The organism is Streptomyces thermocarboxydus, from assembly GCF_024760485.1.
Lineage (GTDB): Bacteria > Actinomycetota > Actinomycetes > Streptomycetales > Streptomycetaceae > Streptomyces > Streptomyces cellulosae.
Genome location: NZ_CP058273.1, coordinates 3,013,059 through 3,032,794, shown reverse-complemented (window position 1 = coordinate 3,032,794; position 19,736 = coordinate 3,013,059). Strand labels below are relative to the sequence as shown.

19 protein-coding genes, 1 tRNA gene and 1 pseudogene are annotated in these 19,736 nt (G+C 70.0%); 7 read left to right on the top strand and 14 right to left on the bottom strand.

Annotated features, from left to right (window positions below; all coding sequences use genetic code 11):
* Positions 1–297 precede the first annotated feature (297 nt).
* The 8 genes and pseudogenes from AY578_RS13865 to AY578_RS13830 form a co-directional block, all read right to left on the bottom strand.
* A pseudogene (locus tag AY578_RS13865) lies at positions 298–904 on the bottom strand (serine/threonine protein kinase); the annotation flags it as partial.
* A 229-nt stretch (positions 905–1,133) separates the two neighbouring features.
* Entirely contained in the window at positions 1,134–1,682 is a 549-nt protein-coding gene (locus AY578_RS13860) for a hypothetical protein (RefSeq protein ID WP_028959596.1), read from the bottom strand.
* On the bottom strand, positions 1,679–2,377 hold the full coding sequence (locus AY578_RS13855) for a hypothetical protein (protein WP_161107674.1): 699 nt from the start codon (positions 2,375–2,377) through the stop codon (positions 1,679–1,681). Before AY578_RS13855 ends, AY578_RS13860 begins: the two co-directional genes overlap by 4 nt.
* The gene (locus AY578_RS13850) at positions 2,374–2,946 is read right to left on the bottom strand and encodes a hypothetical protein (protein ID WP_028959597.1); all 573 of its coding nucleotides are present in this window, start codon (positions 2,944–2,946) and stop codon (positions 2,374–2,376) included. Before AY578_RS13850 ends, AY578_RS13855 begins: the two co-directional genes overlap by 4 nt.
* 12 nt (positions 2,947–2,958) lie before the next feature.
* Positions 2,959–4,161 carry a putative T7SS-secreted protein gene (locus AY578_RS13845; RefSeq protein ID WP_215188906.1) on the bottom strand — a complete coding sequence of 401 codons (1,203 nt, stop codon included), beginning with the start codon at positions 4,159–4,161 and terminating at the stop codon, positions 2,959–2,961.
* Positions 4,158–4,472, bottom strand: coding sequence for a hypothetical protein (locus AY578_RS13840; protein ID WP_028959599.1), 315 nt, complete (start codon positions 4,470–4,472; stop codon positions 4,158–4,160). The genes AY578_RS13845 and AY578_RS13840 overlap by 4 nt, the downstream gene beginning before the upstream one ends.
* Before the next feature lie 40 nt (positions 4,473–4,512).
* The gene (locus tag AY578_RS13835) at positions 4,513–5,448 is read right to left on the bottom strand and encodes a hypothetical protein (RefSeq protein ID WP_370879087.1); all 936 of its coding nucleotides are present in this window, start codon (positions 5,446–5,448) and stop codon (positions 4,513–4,515) included.
* 95 nt (positions 5,449–5,543) lie between these two features.
* Entirely contained in the window at positions 5,544–6,206 is a 663-nt protein-coding gene (locus AY578_RS13830; RefSeq protein WP_028959601.1) for a hypothetical protein, read from the bottom strand.
* Between the two features lie 412 nt (positions 6,207–6,618).
* Between AY578_RS13830 and AY578_RS13825 the strand changes: the two genes are divergently transcribed.
* Positions 6,619–7,458: a site-specific integrase gene (locus AY578_RS13825; RefSeq protein ID WP_161107671.1), complete on the top strand. Its 840-nt coding sequence runs from the start codon at positions 6,619–6,621 to the stop codon at positions 7,456–7,458.
* A gap of 97 nt (positions 7,459–7,555) precedes the next feature.
* Here the strand turns inward: AY578_RS13825 and AY578_RS13820 are convergent.
* From AY578_RS13820 to AY578_RS13810, 3 genes are all read right to left on the bottom strand, one after another.
* Positions 7,556–7,628, bottom strand: a tRNA-Arg gene (locus AY578_RS13820).
* Between the two features lie 169 nt (positions 7,629–7,797).
* On the bottom strand, positions 7,798–8,616 hold the full coding sequence (locus tag AY578_RS13815; protein WP_258902405.1) for an SAM-dependent methyltransferase: 819 nt from the start codon (positions 8,614–8,616) through the stop codon (positions 7,798–7,800).
* A gap of 86 nt (positions 8,617–8,702) precedes the next feature.
* On the bottom strand, positions 8,703–9,995 hold the full coding sequence (locus tag AY578_RS13810; RefSeq protein ID WP_215048954.1) for a M6 family metalloprotease domain-containing protein: 1,293 nt from the start codon (positions 9,993–9,995) through the stop codon (positions 8,703–8,705).
* A 286-nt stretch (positions 9,996–10,281) separates the two neighbouring features.
* Here AY578_RS13810 and AY578_RS13805 point away from each other — a divergent pair, with 286 nt between their 5' ends.
* On the top strand, positions 10,282–10,929 hold the full coding sequence (locus AY578_RS13805) for a TetR/AcrR family transcriptional regulator (RefSeq protein WP_258902404.1): 648 nt from the start codon (positions 10,282–10,284) through the stop codon (positions 10,927–10,929).
* A gap of 146 nt (positions 10,930–11,075) precedes the next feature.
* Complete coding sequence (locus AY578_RS13800; protein WP_019524157.1) at positions 11,076–12,632, top strand: MFS transporter; 1,557 nt, start codon at positions 11,076–11,078, stop codon at positions 12,630–12,632.
* Between the two features lie 94 nt (positions 12,633–12,726).
* Here the strand turns inward: AY578_RS13800 and AY578_RS13795 are convergent, their stop codons facing one another.
* Positions 12,727–13,245: a MarR family winged helix-turn-helix transcriptional regulator gene (locus tag AY578_RS13795; protein WP_019524158.1), complete on the bottom strand. Its 519-nt coding sequence runs from the start codon at positions 13,243–13,245 to the stop codon at positions 12,727–12,729.
* Between the two features lie 128 nt (positions 13,246–13,373).
* Between AY578_RS13795 and AY578_RS13790 the strand changes: the two genes are divergently transcribed.
* Entirely contained in the window at positions 13,374–14,135 is a 762-nt protein-coding gene (locus tag AY578_RS13790) for a dioxygenase family protein (RefSeq protein WP_161107683.1), read from the top strand.
* A gap of 28 nt (positions 14,136–14,163) precedes the next feature.
* On the opposite strand, the gene AY578_RS13785 is transcribed toward AY578_RS13790, so the two are convergent.
* Entirely contained in the window at positions 14,164–14,682 is a 519-nt protein-coding gene (locus tag AY578_RS13785; RefSeq protein WP_258902403.1) for a GNAT family N-acetyltransferase, read from the bottom strand.
* Positions 14,683–14,876: 194 nt separating this feature from the next.
* Here AY578_RS13785 and AY578_RS13780 point away from each other — a divergent pair, with 194 nt between their 5' ends.
* Both AY578_RS13780 and AY578_RS13775 read left to right on the top strand, forming a co-directional pair.
* Complete coding sequence (locus AY578_RS13780) at positions 14,877–15,875, top strand: sigma-70 family RNA polymerase sigma factor (RefSeq protein ID WP_019524161.1); 999 nt, start codon at positions 14,877–14,879, stop codon at positions 15,873–15,875.
* 422 nt (positions 15,876–16,297) lie between these two features.
* Positions 16,298–17,005 carry a TetR/AcrR family transcriptional regulator gene (locus AY578_RS13775; RefSeq protein ID WP_258902402.1) on the top strand — a complete coding sequence of 236 codons (708 nt, stop codon included), beginning with the start codon at positions 16,298–16,300 and terminating at the stop codon, positions 17,003–17,005.
* Positions 17,006–17,019: 14 nt separating this feature from the next.
* Here the strand turns inward: AY578_RS13775 and AY578_RS13770 are convergent, their stop codons facing one another.
* Positions 17,020–17,982, bottom strand: coding sequence for a helix-turn-helix transcriptional regulator (locus AY578_RS13770; RefSeq protein ID WP_019524163.1), 963 nt, complete (start codon positions 17,980–17,982; stop codon positions 17,020–17,022).
* Positions 17,983–18,044: 62 nt separating this feature from the next.
* Here AY578_RS13770 and AY578_RS13765 point away from each other — a divergent pair, with 62 nt between their 5' ends.
* On the top strand, positions 18,045–19,574 hold the full coding sequence (locus AY578_RS13765; RefSeq protein ID WP_215048953.1) for an MFS transporter: 1,530 nt from the start codon (positions 18,045–18,047) through the stop codon (positions 19,572–19,574).
* Positions 19,575–19,736 lie beyond the last annotated feature (162 nt).

The window sequence follows — 19,736 nt, the reverse complement described above, 5'->3', positions numbered from 1 at the left end:
GGGCGACATCGCGCATCACTGATCACGACGGTGCTGTTCGTGCTAAAGGAATCTCCGACCGACGGCACGCAGGTACGCTCGCGCCGGGCGGCAGGCCGACATTTGACCGGCAAGCCCACGGCAAGTGGAAGACCAGACGCCGTGGGCCTGTCGCCAGAGGATCGGAAGACGGCCGGTGGCACCACTAGCCTGGCGGCGACACCGGTGAGCGCTGAACCGTCCGGCGACGTGACCGTCGCGAAACCCTCGGCCGCGGAGCAGCACGGTTCTGGCGATGCTGCTTCTGCAGGAAGCGGGTCAGGAAGCCGAACCGTCGAGGTCGAGGCGGATCACGACGAGCGCCTCGGCGATCTCGACGGTCATCTCGTCCTCTGGGCCGAACACCATGCACAAGGTCCTGGCGGAGCGGTTCGAGGACCTGCCGCGCCTCGGCGGTCCGGCCCTGGGCGGGCAACTGCATCCCGATGTTGTGCCGCAGCTCCACGGCCTCCTCGCTCACGTCGCTGCCGACAGCCCGCACGACGTTCAGCACGGCCTGGAGCGCGGCCAGCGCGTCGGTGACCTGGCCGAGTTCGGCGCGGCAACGGGCCGCCTGGGCGCGGGCCTGCTCGCTGGTCGGCCCGGCGATACGGGTGTAGGCGTCGGTGAGGGCGTCGAACTCGGGCAGGGCGGCCCGGTAGTCACCGCCTAGGAGGCGGATGGCCGCTCGCTGGCGGCGCAGCGCCAGGACCTGCTTGCTCTCGGAGCCGAGGGCGAGGGCGGCGGGTTCGATGACCTCACCGAACACCTCGGCGGCCTGCGCGAACCGCTCCTCCTCCAGCAGGGCGTCGGAGTGGGCGTACGCCTCCTTGATCTCCTCGCGCAGCCGGGCGGGGACGGGCACCGGTGGGGCCGCGCCAATCAGTCGGCTCAGGCCCCGAAGGGAAGTAGCCGCTTCCCTTCGGGGCCGCTCTGTTGCGTCTACGACGACACAGCCGGCACCACGGGCAAGGTGATCGTCGGCTACATAGGGCCGCATTTGTCGAACACTCGCACGAACTGACCGCCGAGCCCGAGCTGGGGCCAGGCGCTGATGAGGTCGCACAGTCAGCAACCGCGCGACCTCTCGAGCACCAGGCCGCCACGTCCTCGTGTCAGACCCAGCGGAGGGAGTGCGCTATGGCGTCACAGAGATCGCCCATGGGGCCACCTGTGCCGCTCAGCGGCATGGAGAACGCGAGATGCAGGTAACCGACTTCGCCAGGCATGCGGACATGGAAGTCCATGGTCGTCTCCGTGAGCGCGCGGACCGTCTCCCCAGCAGGCAGTTCGACAGTATCCACCCTCGTACCTGGATCGACTCGCTGTACCAGGGCGTGAGCGAAGTCGACTGCCTGCGGGGCCAGCCCACGCGGGGAGGGCGCCATCGCGATCAGGAGCGAAGCCGGTACGGCTGCACCGTCCGGCGATTCGGTTTTGAGGAAGAATTCCAACGCGCTTTGTACTAGCCCGAGTTCGGCCGTGTTCCGCAGCGTCTCCCAGATGCGCCGGGTGACCTCGGCGGAGGCACCGCGACCCGCGGACTGCTTGTCGACGAACGTCTTCAGCTGGCGGCGCCACCGCTCGTGGGTGAGGTCGACACGGAACCAGTCGCGGGGAACGAGGAGCCGGTAGTCCGATGGCGGCGCCTCGGCGGTGGTCATGGCGTGGTCCTGGAGGTAATCAGCGCAGAGCCGTTGGCGTTGTAGAGGCGGATGCTGCTGACGGTGTTGCCGAACATCGTGGAGAAGAGGTCCCAGCCCTCCATCGTGGGTGTCCCCATCTCCATGACCAGAGTCGTGCCGTTGGGGAGGGGAACGTAGACGCGGATGAACGCCGTCGGAAACGGGAGGCTCTCGCCCGTCTCGGTGAGTTCGCCTGGGAGCTGCGGCTGCTGGGTACCGATGCAGGACACGGCGAGGCCGCAGGGGAGTTCGATCTCGGAGACCTCTCCGGCCGCAACCCGGCGGAGGCTTGATGCGATGTTCCGTGCTGCGCCGGCGACGTCTGCCGCATCTGGGCTGTCCACCAGGGTCGCGAACACCGTGGCGGAGCAAGGCGTCCCGTCCACGGCCGTCACACAGACACCGGCGTACTCCGCTCCGGCCGCCCGGAGCCCGTCGAAGCCGAGCGCGCACATGACCGCGAACGCGGTCTTGTCGTCCTCCGACACACCGGGGAGGGCCTTGTCCGCCAGCTCTGCCAGGAGCCGCGCGGCCTGGTCGTGGTCCGTCTCGTGGATGGGCAGGTCGTGGAAGCCCTCCGGCATCATCCATCGCACGTGGATGTCGTCGGAGCGGACGGCGACCGGTGCGGGCTGAGACGGGATCAGTGCGGAGAGCTCGGGGACGGTGGTCACTCGGGCCGTCCCTGATCGGGAGTGGGCAGTTCGGGGGCGTCCGGGAAGAACTTCCGGGACGAGGCGTACATGCCGTAGTAGGGGTAGGCGGCGGGGATGTCGGCGCCGCCGCTGCGTGCGATGCCTGCGATCTCACGGTACCGGCGGGCCCGGATGCGCACATTGCGCATCGACGGGTCACGCAGGCTGGGGCGGCGCCACAGATACAGGCCGACGATCATCCCGAGGACGATCAGCGCATGCGCGCAGATGAAGGCGATCTGGAAGGAGCGGGGTTTCTGGGATGCCACCAGGTCCCAGAACGGCCAGGCACCCGCTGCGAAGACGAAGAGGGGAATGCTGGCCAGGCAGCCGCGCACGCGCCACTTCCGGTTGTCCTCCCAGCGGTGGAACAGCAGCCAGTGGACGGAGTGGTCGTCGAGGAAATCGAAGCGCACTTCACGGCCGTAGCGCTCGGCTGCCGCTTTGGCCTCGGGGACGGCGGCGATGACGGACGAGGGGACCATGTCGTGGACTCCGCCGTCGTCTCCCACGAACTGCCCAAGCTCCAGGCCGTGTTGATTGCTCATGACGGTCTACTCCTATGCTGCGGGTGCCAGGGCGGCGTGGAAGGAAGCCGACGAGGGAGTGGTCCGTGGCTTCAGAGACCGGGTGGTGCTCTCTGGCTCGGACAGCTGGTCGGTCACCTTGTTGACGCCCTTGCCGATGAGGAGACCCAGGCTGGTCCCCTTGATGTATCGGGTCACAACCTCGGGCTTGAACCCCTCTTCGGGCAGCTTGATCTTGGTGATGCCTTTGTTCTTGAGGATCCTGGAGGCGATCCTGACCCCGTCGTTGATCCTCTTCACGCCGAAGCCGTTCGTGAAGCCTTCCCAGATGCCCCTCTGCGCGGCCAGGAGGCGACCGCCCTTGCCCGCCGCGGTCAGACCGCGCAGGGCACCGAACCCGGGGAACACCCCGAGGACATCCAGGCCGATCTTCAGCGCGTCGAACTTCCCGCCTCGTGCAAAGACGTCGTACAGGCGTCCCGACAGGGCTGTAGCGCTGGCCACCGAGGCCAAACCTGCGATGACCGGCGCCAAGAGACCACCGGAGAAGACAATGGCGGCTCCCAGAGCGACCACCGCCAAGACGGTCGCCGCGGCAGACAACCAGTCCGCATGATCTGCGATCCAGTCCATGATGCCGCCGGGATCATGGACCCCGTCATGGTGGATCACGTTCTTGATCCGCCTGGCAGCACGACGGGCAGCCTCATCGCGGATGGTCTTCGCCCGCATGATCTTCTTTTCGGCTTCGAGCATGAGCTGCGCGGCATCGTCGTGCTTCTTCTGCTGTTTGCTGTGCGTCACCGCATCGTCGCCGGTCAGGACCTTGCCGTTGAGCGGCTCCAGCACCTTGTCGGCGGCCTTGTAGTCGGCCTCGGCGTCCCGGTACTCCCGCAGACCCTTGTCTGCCAGACGCTGCGCCCGGTGCAGCTCGCTGGCGTACTCCTCGCTCTCCCCGTCGATGACCTTGGTGCCGAGCGCGGCCGATGCCTCGTCGTAGCGGTCGTACGCCTTCTTCAGCCGGCCCGCCGTGTCACCCGCCGTCTCATGAAAGGCTCGGCCGGCCTCACTGTTCCAGCCGTCGACCGAGGACAGCGCCTTGATGTTGCGGGCCTGCCTGTCGATCTCGTCGGCCATGGCACGCAGCTTCTTGCCGAGCCTGGCCACCTCGTCGGGGTCGCCGGGCACGGGGTCGGAGTCGTACAGCGGCGACCAGTCCTTCGGGCGGGCTGTCACTTCTTCCCCTTCTTCCCGCTCTTCTTGGCCTCTCGCAGAGCGTTGGCCAGTTCGTGGTCGAGCCCGTCGTAGGACTTGGCCGCGTTCTGCGTGAACTTGGCCAGGTTCTCGATGTCCTTCATCAGCTTCTTGCGGTTCTTCTCCCAGGTGTCGGAGAAGTCGTCGAAGACGTCCCGGAGCGTGTCGCTGCCCAACTCGTCGCCGTAGCCGTCGGCCGGGTTGCCGTGCTTGTCGAACTCCTTGTGGAGACGGAAGAGCGCGTCTGAGCAGTCCTTGATCATGTCAAGGTCCGCTTGCATCCTGTCGGCCACGCCGAATCTCCCATGAAGATGCTGAACTACTTTTCAATGCTTACCGGTTGACGGCCTGGATTTCCTGTACGACGACGTCCTGGTCGGCGCCGAAGGCGCCGTCGGGGAGGTCGCCGCCCTGGCCGGTGGTGCTCGTCCAGCTGATCTTCCAGGTGACGGTTGCCTGCAGCTTGTACGAGCCGTCGCCGGAGGACCGCAGGTACTTCACTCCGCACGGCGGGGTCTCGCCGGCCTTGCCCTTGGCGTAGGGCTCGCCGATCTTGCCGTTGCGGATCTCGCACTCGCCGGAGGCGGGATAGGTGACCGCGTCGTCCGTGCCGGGGCTGATCTTCAGCGAGATCGGCTCGGCGGTGGTCGTCGCGCTGAGGCCGAGCAGCGGGACGGAGGCCGTGACAGAGACCGGCTTGAAGTCCGCGGTGTCCAGCCAGGCCCACGTCGGCAGGTTCACCTTCGTCATGTTCGCCGGGGCGAGGTCGACCTTGGTGGAGGGGACACGGATCTCGCCGTAGGCGAGCTGGGCGAGGGTCTCGGCGGTAATGGCCTGCGGACGGTCGGCCGGCGGCGTGTCACCTTTGTCGACCCAGAACGGCATCTCGTCGCACTCATTGGACGCCGGGTCGGCCTCCCGGCCCTCGGTGACGTACGAGTCCCACCAGTAGCCCTCGTCCGCCTTGTCCTTGTTGAAGTCGTTGTACGGGTCGCCGCTGACGAAGTAGTTCTGCGTCTTCAGGGCCCAATCGTGGCTGGGCGCGCTGCTCGCCCACACCTGCCGCATCTGCGCCTCAAGTTCCTTGGGCGTGTACTTCGGCGCGTAGTAGCAGGCAGGGGGAGTCCAGGACGTGGAAGTCGACGTGACGGCACCCGTCGACGTGCCGCTGCCGTTCTTCGAACGGTCGTAGACGATCCCGGCGGAGACGGTCGAGGTGAGCTTGTCGCCGTCCGCGCCGCCTGATGCGCCGGAGTCGACTTCGGTCACGGAAGGCGCAGGTCCTGGTGTCGCCCACGCCGCACTCGGAATCCCAGCCGAAACCAGAACCAGGAGGGCAACGGTGCCGATCCGGGTCGGCGTGATCAGCTTCCGCACCGCTCGTGTCCCCGCTTGGTGGTCAGGCCGGTGGTCACCCATACGCCGTCGTCGTTCTTCTCCAGGCGGGTGTTGTAAAGGACGTAAGGACTGTCGCTGGCCGGCGTCTTGTCAACCTTGCCGGTCTTTCGGTCCTTGTTGTACGCCTTGCTGTCGTCCGCGCAGTAGATGACGTCAGCGGTCTTCTTGTCGCTGAGCGTCACTTGCGGATCGAAGTAGCGGATGGTTCCGGTCCAGGAGATGTTGGCGTCAAGCCACGCCTGAACCCACTTGACTTCGCTGATGAGCGCGTCGTCCTGGTAGTAGAAGCCGAGTGCCTTCGACTTTGTATCGCCTCGGGCAATCGCGTCGTCAACAGAACCGAGTGCTCGCTCAGCGTCGGCCAGAGCCGCGTCCTTGGTGGCATCCCCCGTCTTCCAGCCTTCGAAGACGCTCTTCATGTCCTCGGGCAGCGTGATGTCTGGCCGGTCGGCGGTGTCCGATGCGCTGGCGCTCGGTGAAGCGGAGGTTGACGAATCGCCCCCGGTGTCCGCCCCCGCGATGTTGTCATTGCCCTTGGAACTGTCATCGCCGCCTCCGCAGGCGGACAGCGGCAGAACCGCGACAGCGGTCAGCGCGGCGGCTGCGAGCAATCTGGGACGGCGGTTCACGGATGGCTCCCGGTGGGGCGAGGGTTCTCACGAGTGCGCCAACGCTATCTATTGGGATTTGCGCGAAACCAGTCGGGTTTACGTCAAGCGCGATCTTCCAACTGGGCAAATCCCTCCAGATGCCGTCATACGCAGCGTGGTCGTGCGGTCACCGTTTCACAACGCAACGAAGTCTGTGAACATGAACGCGTCGGTGCTGAATACGGGGAGCCCGGACGGAGAGCATCCGGTGTGGGGTCGGGGGCCGCTTCTCGTATGCCGCAGCGCGTCGGTGACCAGTTCGACGGCGACGACCGCCGTGTCGTCGACGCGTGGGCCGACGGAGCGACGGCCCAGAGCGTGGAAGCAGGCCAAGAAGCCCCGACCGCCCCACCTGCGTGCCCGATGGAAGGCCGCCCAGGCGGCGTTGAAGGTGGCCAACGCCGAACCCCGCAAGAACAGTGGCCCCGGCGCCCAGAAGAGATACCTCGACACCGTCCCCGCCGCCCTCGGCGACGCCGTCAGGGAGAAGCTGATCTCCGAGAACTGGACCGACGGCGTCGCCATCCCCAAGTACCACCGCCCCGACCCGCTCGTCTGGACCGACGAACGCGTGGCCCGCTGGCGCGAGACCGGACGGAAGCCCGGCCCCGTCATGGTCGGGGCACCGGAACAGACGGGCGAGTTCCTCGACGCGGCTGTCGAGCACCCGCTCTACGTCATGTGGCACCTCATGGTCTTTTGCGCGCCCCGCCGAGGCGAGGCCGCCGGCCTGCCCTGGGCTGGAGTCGACATGACCAAGGGGCGCGCCAACATCGTCGAACAGCTCGTCTCCGACGCCTCCTACGACGTCTGGGAGGACACCCCCAAGAGCCGCAGCGGCCGCCGCACCGTCACCCTCGACTCGGCGACCTTCGCCCTCATGACCGCCTGGCGCGACGTGCAGAAGGCTCAGCGGACGGAATGGGAGGGCAAGCACTGCGCGGCCTCCCTGAGCCTCGCTGCCGGCCTCTCCATGAAGGCCATCCAGGCCCTCCTCGGCCGCGCCTCCTACTCGCTCACCGCGGACACGTACACCTCGCTGATGCCCCAGTTCGAGAAGGAGGCCGCCGACGCCCCCGTCGCGCTGGTGCCCCGCAAGGGTGCGGACCCGGCGACCGACAACTCCACGGAGGCCGGGGAGCCTTCACAGGCCGGGGAGCCGAAGGCGTTGTACCTCGTCCAGCCCGACGCGAGCGAGGACGGGAAGAGTTGTAATCAGGACGTCTCTTAGCGTTACGTCCCCACCTTGTCCCCACCGGGCACGAAACAGGCCCCCCGGAGGTCACTCCGAGGGGCCTGTTCGACGCATATTGCCTGGTCAGGCAGCGTGCCCCCGGCAGGATTCGAACCTGCGACACCCGCTTTAGGAGAGCGGTGCTCTATCCCCTGAGCTACGAAGGCGTGCGTCCTGGTCGGTGGCTGCGGGCCCGGTCACGGGGACAGCGGCGACCGCCTGGGCGCTCGATCCACAGGGTACCGGATCGGTGTCCGGGTGGGTGGGGGTCGGGGACAGCCGAAGATCGAGACGATCGACCAGGCTCTCCCCGGCCCCCACCCGCCTACCCCCGCCTCACGGCTTCCGCCCCACCCCTCCGAACATCGCCACCTCCGCCGGCAGCTCATCGGCCCCGTCCTCCGGGCGCCAGCGGTTGCAGGACACCACGCCCGGGTCCAGCAGCTCGAGCCCCTCGAAGAAGCGGGACACCGCCCCCGGTGTCCTCTGCGTCAGCTTCGGTGTGCCGTTCTCGTTCCAGAACGCCACCGCCGCGTCCACGTCCGGCATGTCCGGGCGCGTGATCGTGTGGGAGAGGACCAGGTAGCTGCCCGACGGGAGCCGGTCCATCAGGCGGCGCACCACCCCGTACGCCTCCTCGTCGTCCTCGACGAAGATGACCACGCCCAGCAGGACCAGCGCGACCGGCTTGCTGAAGTCCAGTGTCTTCGCGGCCTGTTCGAAGATCGCGTCGATGTTGCGCAGGTCCTCGTCGAGGTACGCCGTGCTGCCCTCCGGTGTGCTCGTGAGCAGCGCCTCCGCGTGGGCCAGCACGATGGGGTCGTTGTCGACGTAGACCACCCGCGAGTCGGGCGCGACCCGCTGCGCCACCTCGTGGGTGTTGTCGGCCGTGGGCAGGCCCGTGCCGATGTCCAGGAACTGGCGGATCCCGCACTGGCCGGCCAGGTACCGCACCGCCCGGCCGAGGAACTGGCGGTCGGCCAGGGCGTAGTCGCCGATGCCCGGGTGCAGCTCGCGGATCTGGTCGCCCGCCGCCTGGTCGACCGGGTAGTTGTCCTTGCCGCCCAGCCAGTAGTTCCAGATGCGGGCGGTGTGCGGCTGGTCGGTCCTGATGCGCTTGCGCGCCTCGAGCGCTGCCGCGGATATCTCCGTCACTACGTCGTCCTCCCGGGGCCGGCCGGTTGCTGTCAAGGAGCAACCTAGCCGCGGGAGTTGAGAAAAAACACGCTGCCCCGCCCCCGCTACCGCCCCGACATCCGCGTCACCCTCACCCGGTACTCCTCCTCGCCCTCCGCCAGCACCGCCACCCGTACCCCCTCCTCCCGGTCCATGAAGCTCTGCCCCGGTCTGAATGTCGCGTCCGACAGTTCCGCGTGCACGTTCGGCGCCCGGGTGCAGCCTCCGCTGTCCCGGGTCGCGTCGTGCACGGTGATCGGGCCCATCCCTGTGTCCACGTCCGCGTCGACCCGGTAGATCAGGACGCCCGGCCGGCACACCGCCTCGTCGTTCCCCCCGCGCGTGCGCACCTCGACCGCGTACCCGGAGTGCGCGTCGAGCGGGATGAAGAGCAGCTTCGGGCCGCCCGCGCGGGCCAGCGGCGTCAGGACGTACTCCCGTGAGCCCCGCTCGGCCACGCAGCTCACCTGGGACGTGTCCAGCCAGCCCAGCTTCCACTTGTGCCAGGCGAGGAAGTCGTTGTTGGCGCCCCAGTCCTCGCTCATGATGTCCCAGTGGCCGACGGCGCCGCCGCCCTCGGCGGTGTAGAGGTCGGGCAGGCCGAAGACGTGGCCGTTCTCGTGCGGCAGCACGCGGTAGCCGGTGCGGCCGTAGGAGCCGGAGCCGTCGTCCTGGCGGGAGTAGACGAACGACGCGTTGGAGACGGGCCGGCCGTCCGCGGTGGGGGCCTCGTCGTTGCCGGCGAAGGTGACGGACAGGACGGTGTCCAGGGCGGCGGGGCCCGCGTTGGGGGTGACGAGGACGTTGACCAGGTCGTACTCCTGGAAGTCCACCTCCGTGTCGGCCTCGGAGACGATGTCGCGGATCAGCTCCCGGTAGCCGGGGTCGAAGGGGGCGCCGCGCTCTATGCCGTACTGGCGGAAGGACTTGGGCATGCGCAGCCACTCGGGGACGGGGAGTTCGGGGCGGTAGTCGAGGCGGCCGTAGGAACTGGTGGTGAACCACTCGCGGGTCTGCGGGAAGAACTCGCGGTAGCGGTCCAGGGCGTCGCCGTCGCCGGGCGCGTCCGAGAAGTCGATCATCAGGGTGAGGGCGCGGACCGTGCCGGTGGAGCGGGTGTAGCCCGGGTCCGTGGGGACGCCCTCGGACATCTGGACGTCGCGGTCGCTGCCGATCATGCACGGGCCGTGGGCGGAGCTGCGGGAGAGGGCGCTCGGGCCGGCGCCGGGGGCGGTGGTCGTGGGGGAGAGGTGGCCGCTCCCGGCCGAGCTGCAGACCGCGAGGGTGAGGGCGGCGACCGAGCCCAGGGCGGCCAGACGGCGCGGGGATATCCGGCCTCGGCTCGGCTGCGGCTGCATGGGGGACCTCCGCTCGCACGGCAGCCGCCGTCGCCGACTGCACCCTCGTGATCACCCTGCGTCACGGGTCGGGGGTGCGCTCGCCGGGTGGTCCGATCGTGGGGATAGTCGATCGTAAAAATGTGACCTGGGTCACACGAGAAATGTCCCGTGCCGGGAAATAACCGGGGATCGTCTCCCCGTTTACCCCTGTGTCCGCACGATCCGGGGACGCGCTCCCCGGTTCACCGCACGCAGAACCGCAGACACAGCACAGACGTCAGAGCAACACCCCGAGGAGGGCACCGTGACCGCGACGACCGAGACCCCCGTGACGCGCAAGGCGCCCCGGCCCCGTGCCGACGCCCTGCGTAACCGGGAGCGGATCGTCGCCGCCGCCCGGGAGATGTTCACCGAGTTCGGGCCCGAGGTCCCGCTCGACGAGATCGCCCGCCGGGCCGGCGTCGGAAACGCCACGGTGTACCGCAACTTCCCCGACCGCGACGCGCTCGTGCGCGAGGTCGTCTGCTCCGTCATGGACCGTACGGTGCGGGCGGCCGAGCAGGCGCTGAGCGAGACCGGGGACGCCTTCGAGGCGCTGGAGCGCTTCGCGCACACGGCCGCGGACGAGCGGATCAGTGCGCTGTGCCCGATGATCTCCAGCACCTTCGACCAGTGCCACCCCGACCTGGAGGAGGCGCGGCGACGCGCCGAAAGCCTCGTCGCCCAGCTCATGGACCGCGCCCGCGCGGCCGGCCAGCTGCGGGACGACGTGGAGTACGGCGACCTGATGGTGGGCGTCGCGCAGCTGAGCCGGCCCCCGGCCGGCACCGCCTGCCTGAACGCCGACCGCTTCGTCCACCGCCACATCCAGCTCTTCCTGGACGGCATGCGGGCTCCCGCCCCCTCCGTCCTGCCGGGTACGGCCGTGACCGTGGAGGATCTGCGCCGCTGAGCCACTCCTGACACCTTCAGGCCGCCCGTCCTGACCACGGGCACCGGCAGGAACGGCCGTCGACGGGGACGTGCCGTCGGCCGAACGCGCCGATTTTTCGTTACTCACACCTTCATTCCGCTACAAGTCCCGAAGTGGGTACACCCATGTCTGAAACAGTCTCCCCCGCCGGAAAGGCCCCGGGCCGCGTCGACGCGGGCGGCCCGGACGCCAACCGCTGGAAAGCGCTCGTCTTCATCGCGATCGCCCAGCTGATGGTCGTCCTGGACGCCACCATCGTGAACATCGCCCTGCCCTCCGCCCAGCAGGACCTCGGCATCTCGGACGGCAACCGCCAGTGGGTGGTCACCGCCTACGCCCTGGCCTTCGGCGGACTGCTGCTGTTCGGCGGCCGGATCGCCGACCTGTGGGGGCGCAAGCGGGCCTTCGTCGTCGGTCTCGGCGGCTTCGCGCTGGCGTCCGCGCTGGGCGGCGCGGCCACCAACGAGGCGATGATGTTCGGCGCCCGCGCACTCCAGGGCGCGTTCGGCGCGCTGCTCGCGCCCGCCGCGCTGTCGCTGCTCGCGGTGATGTTCACCGACGGCAAGGAGCGCGCCAAGGCGTTCGGCATCTACGGCGCGATCGCCGGTGGCGGCGGCGCCGTCGGCCTGATCCTCGGCGGCTTCCTCACGGAGTACCTGGACTGGCGCTGGACGTTCTTCGTGAACATCCCGTTCGCCGTGGTCGCCGCGCTCGGCGCGTACTTCGTCGTCCGTGAGCCCAAGGGCGGCCGCAACCGCTCCCCGCTGGACGTCCCCGGCGTGATCCTGTCCACTCTGGGCCTGGTCGCGCTGGTCTACGGCTTCACCCGCGCCGAGTCCGAGGGCTGGAGCGACTCCGTCACCGTCGGCATGTTCGTCGCCTCGGCCGTGCTGCTCGCCGCGTTCGTGGCCGTTGAGGCGCGGGTCAAGGCGCCGCTGCTGCCGCTGCGCGTGATCACCGAGCGCAACCGCGGCGGGGTCTACCTGTCGCTTGGGCTGGCCATCATCGCGATGTTCGGCCTGTTCCTCTTCCTCACCTACTACCTGCAGGTCGTGAAGGGGTACTCGCCGGTGAAGACCGGCTTCGCCTTCCTGCCGATGATCGCGGGCATGATCACGGGCTCCACCCAGATCGGCACCCGGCTGATGACCCGGGTCCCGCCCCGGCTGCTGATGGGCCCCGGCTTCCTGGTCGCCGCGCTCGGCATGCTGCTGCTGACCCAGCTGGAGATCGGCTCCTCGTACGCGGCGCTGCTGCTGCCGGCGATGCTGCTGCTCGGTCTGGGCATGGGTACGGCGTTCATGCCGGCCATGTCGCTGGCCACCCTGGGCGTCGAGCCGCGTGACTCCGGTGTCGCCTCCGCGATGGTCAACACCTCGCAGCAGGTCGGCGGCGCGATCGGCACGGCCCTGCTGAACACGATCGCCGCCTCCGCCACCACCGCCTACGTCGCCGACCACATCGGCGGCGCCTCGGGCCGGGCCCAGCAGCAGCTGGTCCAGCTCCAGGGGCAGGTGCAGGGCTACACCAGCGCCATCTGGTTCGCGGTCGGGATCCTGGTGGTGGCCGCGGCCATCGCCCTCACCCTGATCAACGCGGGCCGTCCGGGCGGCACGGCGGTCGCCGGGTCCTCCGACGCGGCCGCGGAGAACGAGGCGGCCGTGCCGGTGGCCATGCACTGACCCACGGGCCCGCCTCCCGGAGCCATCCGCGCGGGAGGGGAAGGGGACGCCCCTTCCGAGCGGTTTTGAAGGACCTGCCCCGGCTTCCGCCGCGTCAGCGGAGCCAGGGCAGGTCCGCACCCGCTTCGCTCGGCTGAAGTCCCTCGGCGACGATCCCCATGATCTCGCCGAGGGACTTCTGCTGTTCCGGGGTGAGCCGGTCGAACACCGCCTGCCGTACGGCGTTGACATGGCCGGGCGCGTGGCGGCGCAGGACGTCCACGCCCTCGTCGGTGAGCACGGCGAACTGGCCGCGCTTGTCCGAGGGGCAGTCCTCCCGGCGGACCCAGCCGTTCTTCTCCAGGCGCGCGACCGCGTGCGACAGACGCGAGCGGGTGATCTTGGCGTCCTTCGCCAGCTCCGTCATCCGCAGGCGCCGGCGCGGCGCCTCGGCCAGCGTCACCAGCAGCCCGTAGTAGACGTGCGGCATGCCCGCGTCCCGCTGGAGCTGACGGTCGAGGTGGTCCTCGAGAAGCGTGGTGGCGTCGACGTACGCACGCCAGACGCGCTGTTCCTCGTCGGTGAGCCAGCGTGGCTCCCCGGCGGCTGCCGAAGATGCGGGTGCCGTGTTCATGTACTCCACTGTACGGGCGTTCTCCTTGAAGGTTAAACAAATGGGGCGTACAGTCGGCCGTGGAAGTTGAGAGTTCAAGCAGATGCCCGAAAGGAGTCGCCGTCATGACCGCCGCCACTCAGGAGCGCATGCCGGCGCTCTACCTCAGCCACGGCGCCCCGCCCCTGGCCGACGACCCCGTCTGGCCCGGCGAGCTGGCCGCCTGGTCCGCGGGCCTGCCCCGCCCCAAGGCGATCCTCGTCGTCTCCGCCCACTGGGAGGAGGCCCCGCTTGCGCTCGGCGCCACCGAGACGGTCCCCCTCGTCTACGACTTCTGGGGCTTCCCCGAGCACTACTACCGGGTGACCTACCCGGCCCCCGGCGCCCCCGAGCTGGCCGAGTCCGTGCGCAAGCTGCTGCGCGCCCCCGGCACCCCCGTCCAGGACGTCCCCGACCGGGGCCTGGACCACGGCGCCTACGTGCCGCTCGTCGAGATGTACCCGGACGCCGACATCCCCGTCCTCCAGGTGTCCATGCCCACCCTGGACCCCGTGAAGCTGATGGAGATCGGCCGCCGGCTCGCGCCGCTGCGGGACGAGGGCGTGCTGATCATCGGCTCCGGTTTCTTCACCCACAACCTCGCCGCGCTGCGCCAGGGCGGCATCCCCGCCTGGTCGGCCGAGTTCGACGCGTGGGGCAGGGAGGCGCTCCAGGCGCGGGACGTGGACGCGCTGCTCGACTTCACCTGCAAGTCACCGGCGGGCCGGCTCGCCCACCCGCGCACCGAGCACTTCGCCCCGCTCTTCGTCACGATGGGCGCCGCCGACGCGGCCGGGGAGCTCGGGGAACAGAAGTCCGTGATCGACGGGTTCTGGATGGGGCTGGCCAAGCGGTCGGTGCAGTTCGGCTGAGGGCCGGTCCGTCGCGGGGACGGCCGCGTCACAGCTCCTTCTCGTGCCAGGCCACGTCCCACCAGCGGCCGAACTTGTGACCCACCTCTCGGTACGTGCCGACGTACCGGAAGCCGAACTTCTCGTGCAGGCGCGTCGAGCCGGCGTTCGGCTGGGCGATGCCCGCGTAGGCGCGGTGCAGGCCCTCGTCCGCCAGGGCGTCGAAAAGCGCCTGGTAGAGCAGGGTGCCGATGCCGCGCCTGCCGGCGTCCGGGGCGACGTACACCGTCGTCTCCACGGACGTCGCGTAGGCGGGCTTCACACGGAACGGGCTCGACGACGCGTACCCGAGGACCCGGCCGGAGGTGGCGTCCGTGGCAACCATGAGGCGGTGGGGGCCGTCTACAGGGTGGGAGAGCAGCCAGGGGCGTCGCTCCGCCGGAGTGAACGGCGCGGTGTCGAACGTGACGGCCGTCTCACGTACGTAGTGGTTGTAGAGGTCGGTGAGGGCCACGAGGTCACCCTCGGCCCCCGGCCTGACCTGCACCTCCGCGTCGTCGGACGCCATCGCACCTCCCTGCGTGGCCGGACAGGGTACTGCATGATCAGAAAAATCGGGGGGCGGGTTGGGAATTCTGTCCTGATTCCAGTCGTTGTTTCCTACGGATGCGGGCACCCGAGCAGAGTCCGGAAGAGATTCTGAAGACCGTGCCGAGTGTCCGCAGGACCACCCGCTGACCTCATCATCGCAAGGGAGCACGCATGGCAACCCGTGCCGTCGCCCGTCGTCAGTCCGCCTCCGGCGAGACGGTCGACTCGGCAAGCAGTGTTCGCGCCCATGGCGGCGAGATCGCCGATCGCGACCTGGTCGGCATGTACCTCGACGAGATCGCGCGCACACCGCTGCTCGACGCCGCCAAGGAGGTCGAGCTGTCCCAGATCATCGAAGCGGGTGTGTTCGCACGACAGATCCTCGACGGCCTCGAGGAGAACAAGGCCGGAGCGACCCCTGAGGAGCTCCAGGCCCTGGTCGACGAGGGCGAGCGGGCGAAGGACATCTTCATCCGTTCCAACCTCCGCCTGGTCGTCGCCGTCGCCCGGCGGTACCCGCGCAGCGGTCTGCCGCTGCTCGACCTGATCCAGGAGGGCAACGCCGGCCTGGTCCGCGCGGTCGAGAAGTTCGACTACCGCAAGGGGTTCAAGTTCTCGACGTACGCCACCTGGTGGATCCGGCAGGCCATCACCCGGTCCATAGCCGACCAGTCGCGCACGATCCGCCTGCCCGTCCACCTCGTGGAGGAGCTGGGCCGGATACGCCGTGTGCAGCGCGAGTTCAACCGTGAGCACGGCCGTGACGCCGAGCCCGCGGAGATCGCCGCCGAGCTCGGCTCCACGCCGGAGCGCGTCACCGACGTGCTCGACTGGGCGCGCGACCCGGTCTCGCTGAACATGTCGGTGGACGACGAGGGCGAGACCCAGTTCGGCGACCTCCTGGAGGACACCTCCGCGGTGTCGCCGGAGCAGTCCGTGATGACACTGCTGCGCAGCGAGGAGCTCGACGACCTGATCGGCCGGCTCGACCAGCGCACGGCCTCCATCATCAAGATGCGCTACGGCATCGAGGACGGCCGGGAGCGCACGCTGACCGAGGTCGGCAAGGAGCACGGTCTGACGCGCGAGCGCATCCGCCAGATCGAGAAGCACGCGCTGCTGGAGCTGAAGAAGCTGGCCCGTTCCACCGGGTTCGACGCGGCGGCGTGACGGGGTCTCCCGTCCGCCGGCGCGGCGCCCGGCCCCCGCGTCCGCGCGCCCGGCCGTCCCGCGTGACGGCCGTGTCCCGCGCGGTCGCGTGAGGGGCGCGGGCCGTGTGCGCCGGGTGGCGGAAGACCGCGCAAACATGGCTGTTCCCCGCCGCTTCAACCCGGCGGGAGCAGGGAACAAGACGTGAGAACCCAGCAGTCGGAAAGCTTCGGGGCCGCAAGGCTCCGGGGCCGGCCCACGCACCACGTCCCGACGCACCACCCCCCCGGCGCCGGGACTTCCCACGCCGGGTCCGGCGCCTGTCCCCCCGGGCGCCGGGCCCGGCTTTTTCTGTAGCGCTCAACAGCGGGTCACCCCGGACCTGAACCCCGGGGTGGCCCGCCAGATGGCAGATTGTGCCACATGGGCATAGCCTGCCGAACGTGAGCAGCACCACCCCGACGCCGCCCCCGCCGTTCCCCGAAGACCCGGCGTCCGACGGCTCGTTGACCGAACGGCGCAAGGCGCAGACCCGCCTCCACATCGCCCGTACCGCCGCCGCCCTCTTCGTCCGGAACGGCCTGCGCGCCACCCGCGCCGAGGACATCGCCCACGCGGCCGGCGTCGCCCCGCGCACCTTCTACCGGTACTTCCCCACCAAGGAGGAGGCCATCGGCCCCCTCTACGCGCTCGGCGCCCGGCGCTGGGTGGACGCGGTCCGCACCGCCCCCGCCGGGACACCCCTGCCGCGCGTGCTCGAGGAGGCCGCCCGGTACGCCCTCACCCCCGGCCGCGGGGTCTCCGAGGAGTCATGGAACTGGGTCCGCACCCTCATCCGCCTCGCGGCCGACAACCCCGCGCTGGGCAGGGTGTGGGCGGAGGCCTGCCGCGCCGCGGACCGGCACCTCGCGGAGGCGCTGGCCCACCGGCTGACCGGCGGCGCGCCCCCGCCGCCGGACGCCGACGTCGCCGCCCGCTCCCGCCTGTGCTTCGCCGCGTCCGTCGCGGGCGCGGCCGTCCGCACCGCCATGGAGAGCTGGGCGGCGGGGGACGGTCCGGCGGAGGGCCCGGACGGTCCCGCCGAACTGGCCGCCGCCAACTTGTCAGCCCTACGGGACTTCCCGTGGGACGCGGTGGTGGAGGAGCCGTAGGTCGACAGGGCGCGCTATCCCGCCGCCTCCGTCAGCCGCGCCCCCAACACCCGTGCCGCCTCCGCCAGTTCCGGAGGATCCTGCACCGTGAAGGCGTGCCCCATCATGGCCAGGCGTACCGCCATCCAGTCCTTCGGGCCGCTCACCGTCGCCCGGAGCCGGCAGCTGGCCTCGTCCAGCGGCTCGGGCGCACCCATCCAGGGCGGGAGCCGGGACGCGACCGTCGCGGCGGGCGCGGCGAACGTGACGGTGATCTCGTACGAGTCGAGTGCGCGGTTCACGGACCGGCGCAGGAACTCCGCGGCGCTGCCCGTCGGCAGCTCGCGCGGGGTGAAGCGGGCGCCGGTGGCGAAGGGGTCGCTGACCCGGTCGACGCGGAAGGTGCGCCAGTCCGCGCGGTCGAGGTCGTAGGCGACCAGGTACCAGCGGCGGCCGGTGGACACCAGGCGGTGCGGTTCGGTCAGCCGCCGGGACTCGGTGCCGTCGGCGGCGCGGTAGGAGAACCGCAGGCGTTCGTTCCCGGCCACCGTGGACGCCATCACCGTGAGCGTCTCCGGGGCGATGGTCGGACCGTCGCCGCTGGTCAGGGGGGTCGTCGCGGCCTGGAGCACACTGACGCGGTGGCGCAGCCTGCCGGGCAGCACCTGCTCCAGCTTCGCCAGCGCCCGTACCGACGCCTCGTCCACGCCCTCCAGGGCGTGCCCGGCGCCGGCCCGCAGGCCGACCGCGATCGCGACCGCCTCCTCGTCGTCCAGCACCAGCGGCGGCATCGCCTTGCCCGCGACGAGCCGGTAGCCGCCGTCCGAGCCCATCGTCGCCTGCACGGGGTAGCCGAGGTCCCGCAGCCGCTCGATGTCCCGGCGGACCGTGCGCCGGGAGACGCCGAGCCGGCCGGCCAGCTCGCCGCCGGGCCATTCGCGGGGCGTCTGGAGGAGCGAGAGCAACTGGAGCAGCCGTGCCGGGGTGTCCGTCGTCATGCGTCGAGCATGCCGCACCACTAGGACCGGATCTGACCTACTGGGGTTCTAGCGTCACGGACATGCACTCCACCGACATCGCTCACGCACCGACCCCGGAGCCCGCCACGGGCGACCGCCGGCGCTGGTTCGCGCTGGCCATCGTGATGACCGCGGCCTTCATGGACCTCGTCGACGTCACCATCGTCAACATCGCCGTCCCGTCGATCCAGCGTGACGAGGGCGCCACCTTCAGCCAGATCCAGTGGATCACCGCCGGTTACGCGCTCGCCTTCGCCGCCGGGCTGGTCACCGGCGGACGGCTCGGTGACATCCACGGCCGCAAGCGGATCTTCCTCGTCGGCATCGGCGGCTTCACCGTCGCCTCCGCCCTGTGCGGGCTCGCCGTGAACCCCGAGATGCTGGTCGCCTCCCGCATCCTCCAGGGCGGCATGGCCGCGCTGATGGTGCCGCAGGTGCTCTCGATCGTCCACGCCACCTTCCCCGCGCACGAACGCGGCAAGGTCTTCGGCCTGTTCGGCGCGATCGTCGGCCTCGGCGCGGTCTCAGGACCGCTGCTCGGCGCGCTGCTGACGGAGGGGAACCTCTTCGGCCTGGAGTGGCGGCCGATCTTCCTGATCAACCTGCCCGTCGGCGTCGCCGCCCTCGTCCTCGGCAGCCGTTTCATCACCGAGTCCAGGGCGCCCCGCGCCCTGAAGCTCGACCTGCCCGGCGTCGCCCTCGTCACCCTCGCCCTGCTGATGCTGCTCTACCCGCTCACCCGCGGCCGCGAGCTGGGCTGGCCGGTGTGGGGCTACGTGTCGATGGCGGGCGCGCTCGTCGTGTTCGCGGCGCTGGTGGCGTACGAGCGGGCCAAGGGCGCCCGGGACGGGTCCCCGCTGATCGAGGTGTCGCTGTTCCGCGTGAAGAGCTTCGCGGCGGGCATCGCCGTCCAGACGGTGTTCGGCGTCGGCCTCGGCGTGTTCTTCCTGGTCTGGACGCTCTACATGCAGATCGGGCTGGGCTGGAGCGCGCTGCGCGCCGGACTGACGGGCGTGCCGTTCTCCCTCGCGGTGTCGGTCGCGGCAGGGATGTCCGTGCAGCAGCTCGTCCCGCGCTTCGGCCGCAAGGTGCTCCAGGCGGGCGCCCTGGTGATGGCGGCGGGCGTGCTGATCTACCTGACGGAGGCCGAACGGTACGGGCTCGGCATCACGTCCTGGCAGATGGCGCTCCCGCTGGTCGTGATGGGCGCCGGCATGGGCCTCATCGTGGCCCCGCTGACGGACGCGGTGCTGTCCGAGGTGCCGCGCGAGCACGCCGGATCGGCGTCGGGGCTCATCAACACCGTGCAGCAGATGGGCAACGCGCTCGGCCTCGGCCTGGTGTCGGTGGTGTTCTTCGGCGTCATCGACGAACCGCTCGCGCCCGCCGAGGTGGGCCCCGCCTTCGTGGACGGTTTCACCCACGCACTGGGCTGGGTGGCCGCGGTGCTCGGCGTGATCTTCCTGCTGATGTTCGCCCTGCCGAAGCGGCCGGCGCAGCACGTCGAGGGCGGCGCGGGCGCCGAGGAGACGCCGGTGACAGAGGAGAAGGAGCGGGTGCTGGTGCCCTGACAGAGCCGTGTGCTGGTTGGACGGAGCCCGGAAACGGGCATGACCGGACGCCCGGTCATGCCCGCTTTCGGGCTCCGACTGTTTACTTTCCGGACATCCCGACGTAGCCTCCCAGCGAAATCACACGTTCGGACACGGACGCGGTCGCGCGACGGGTGCGGA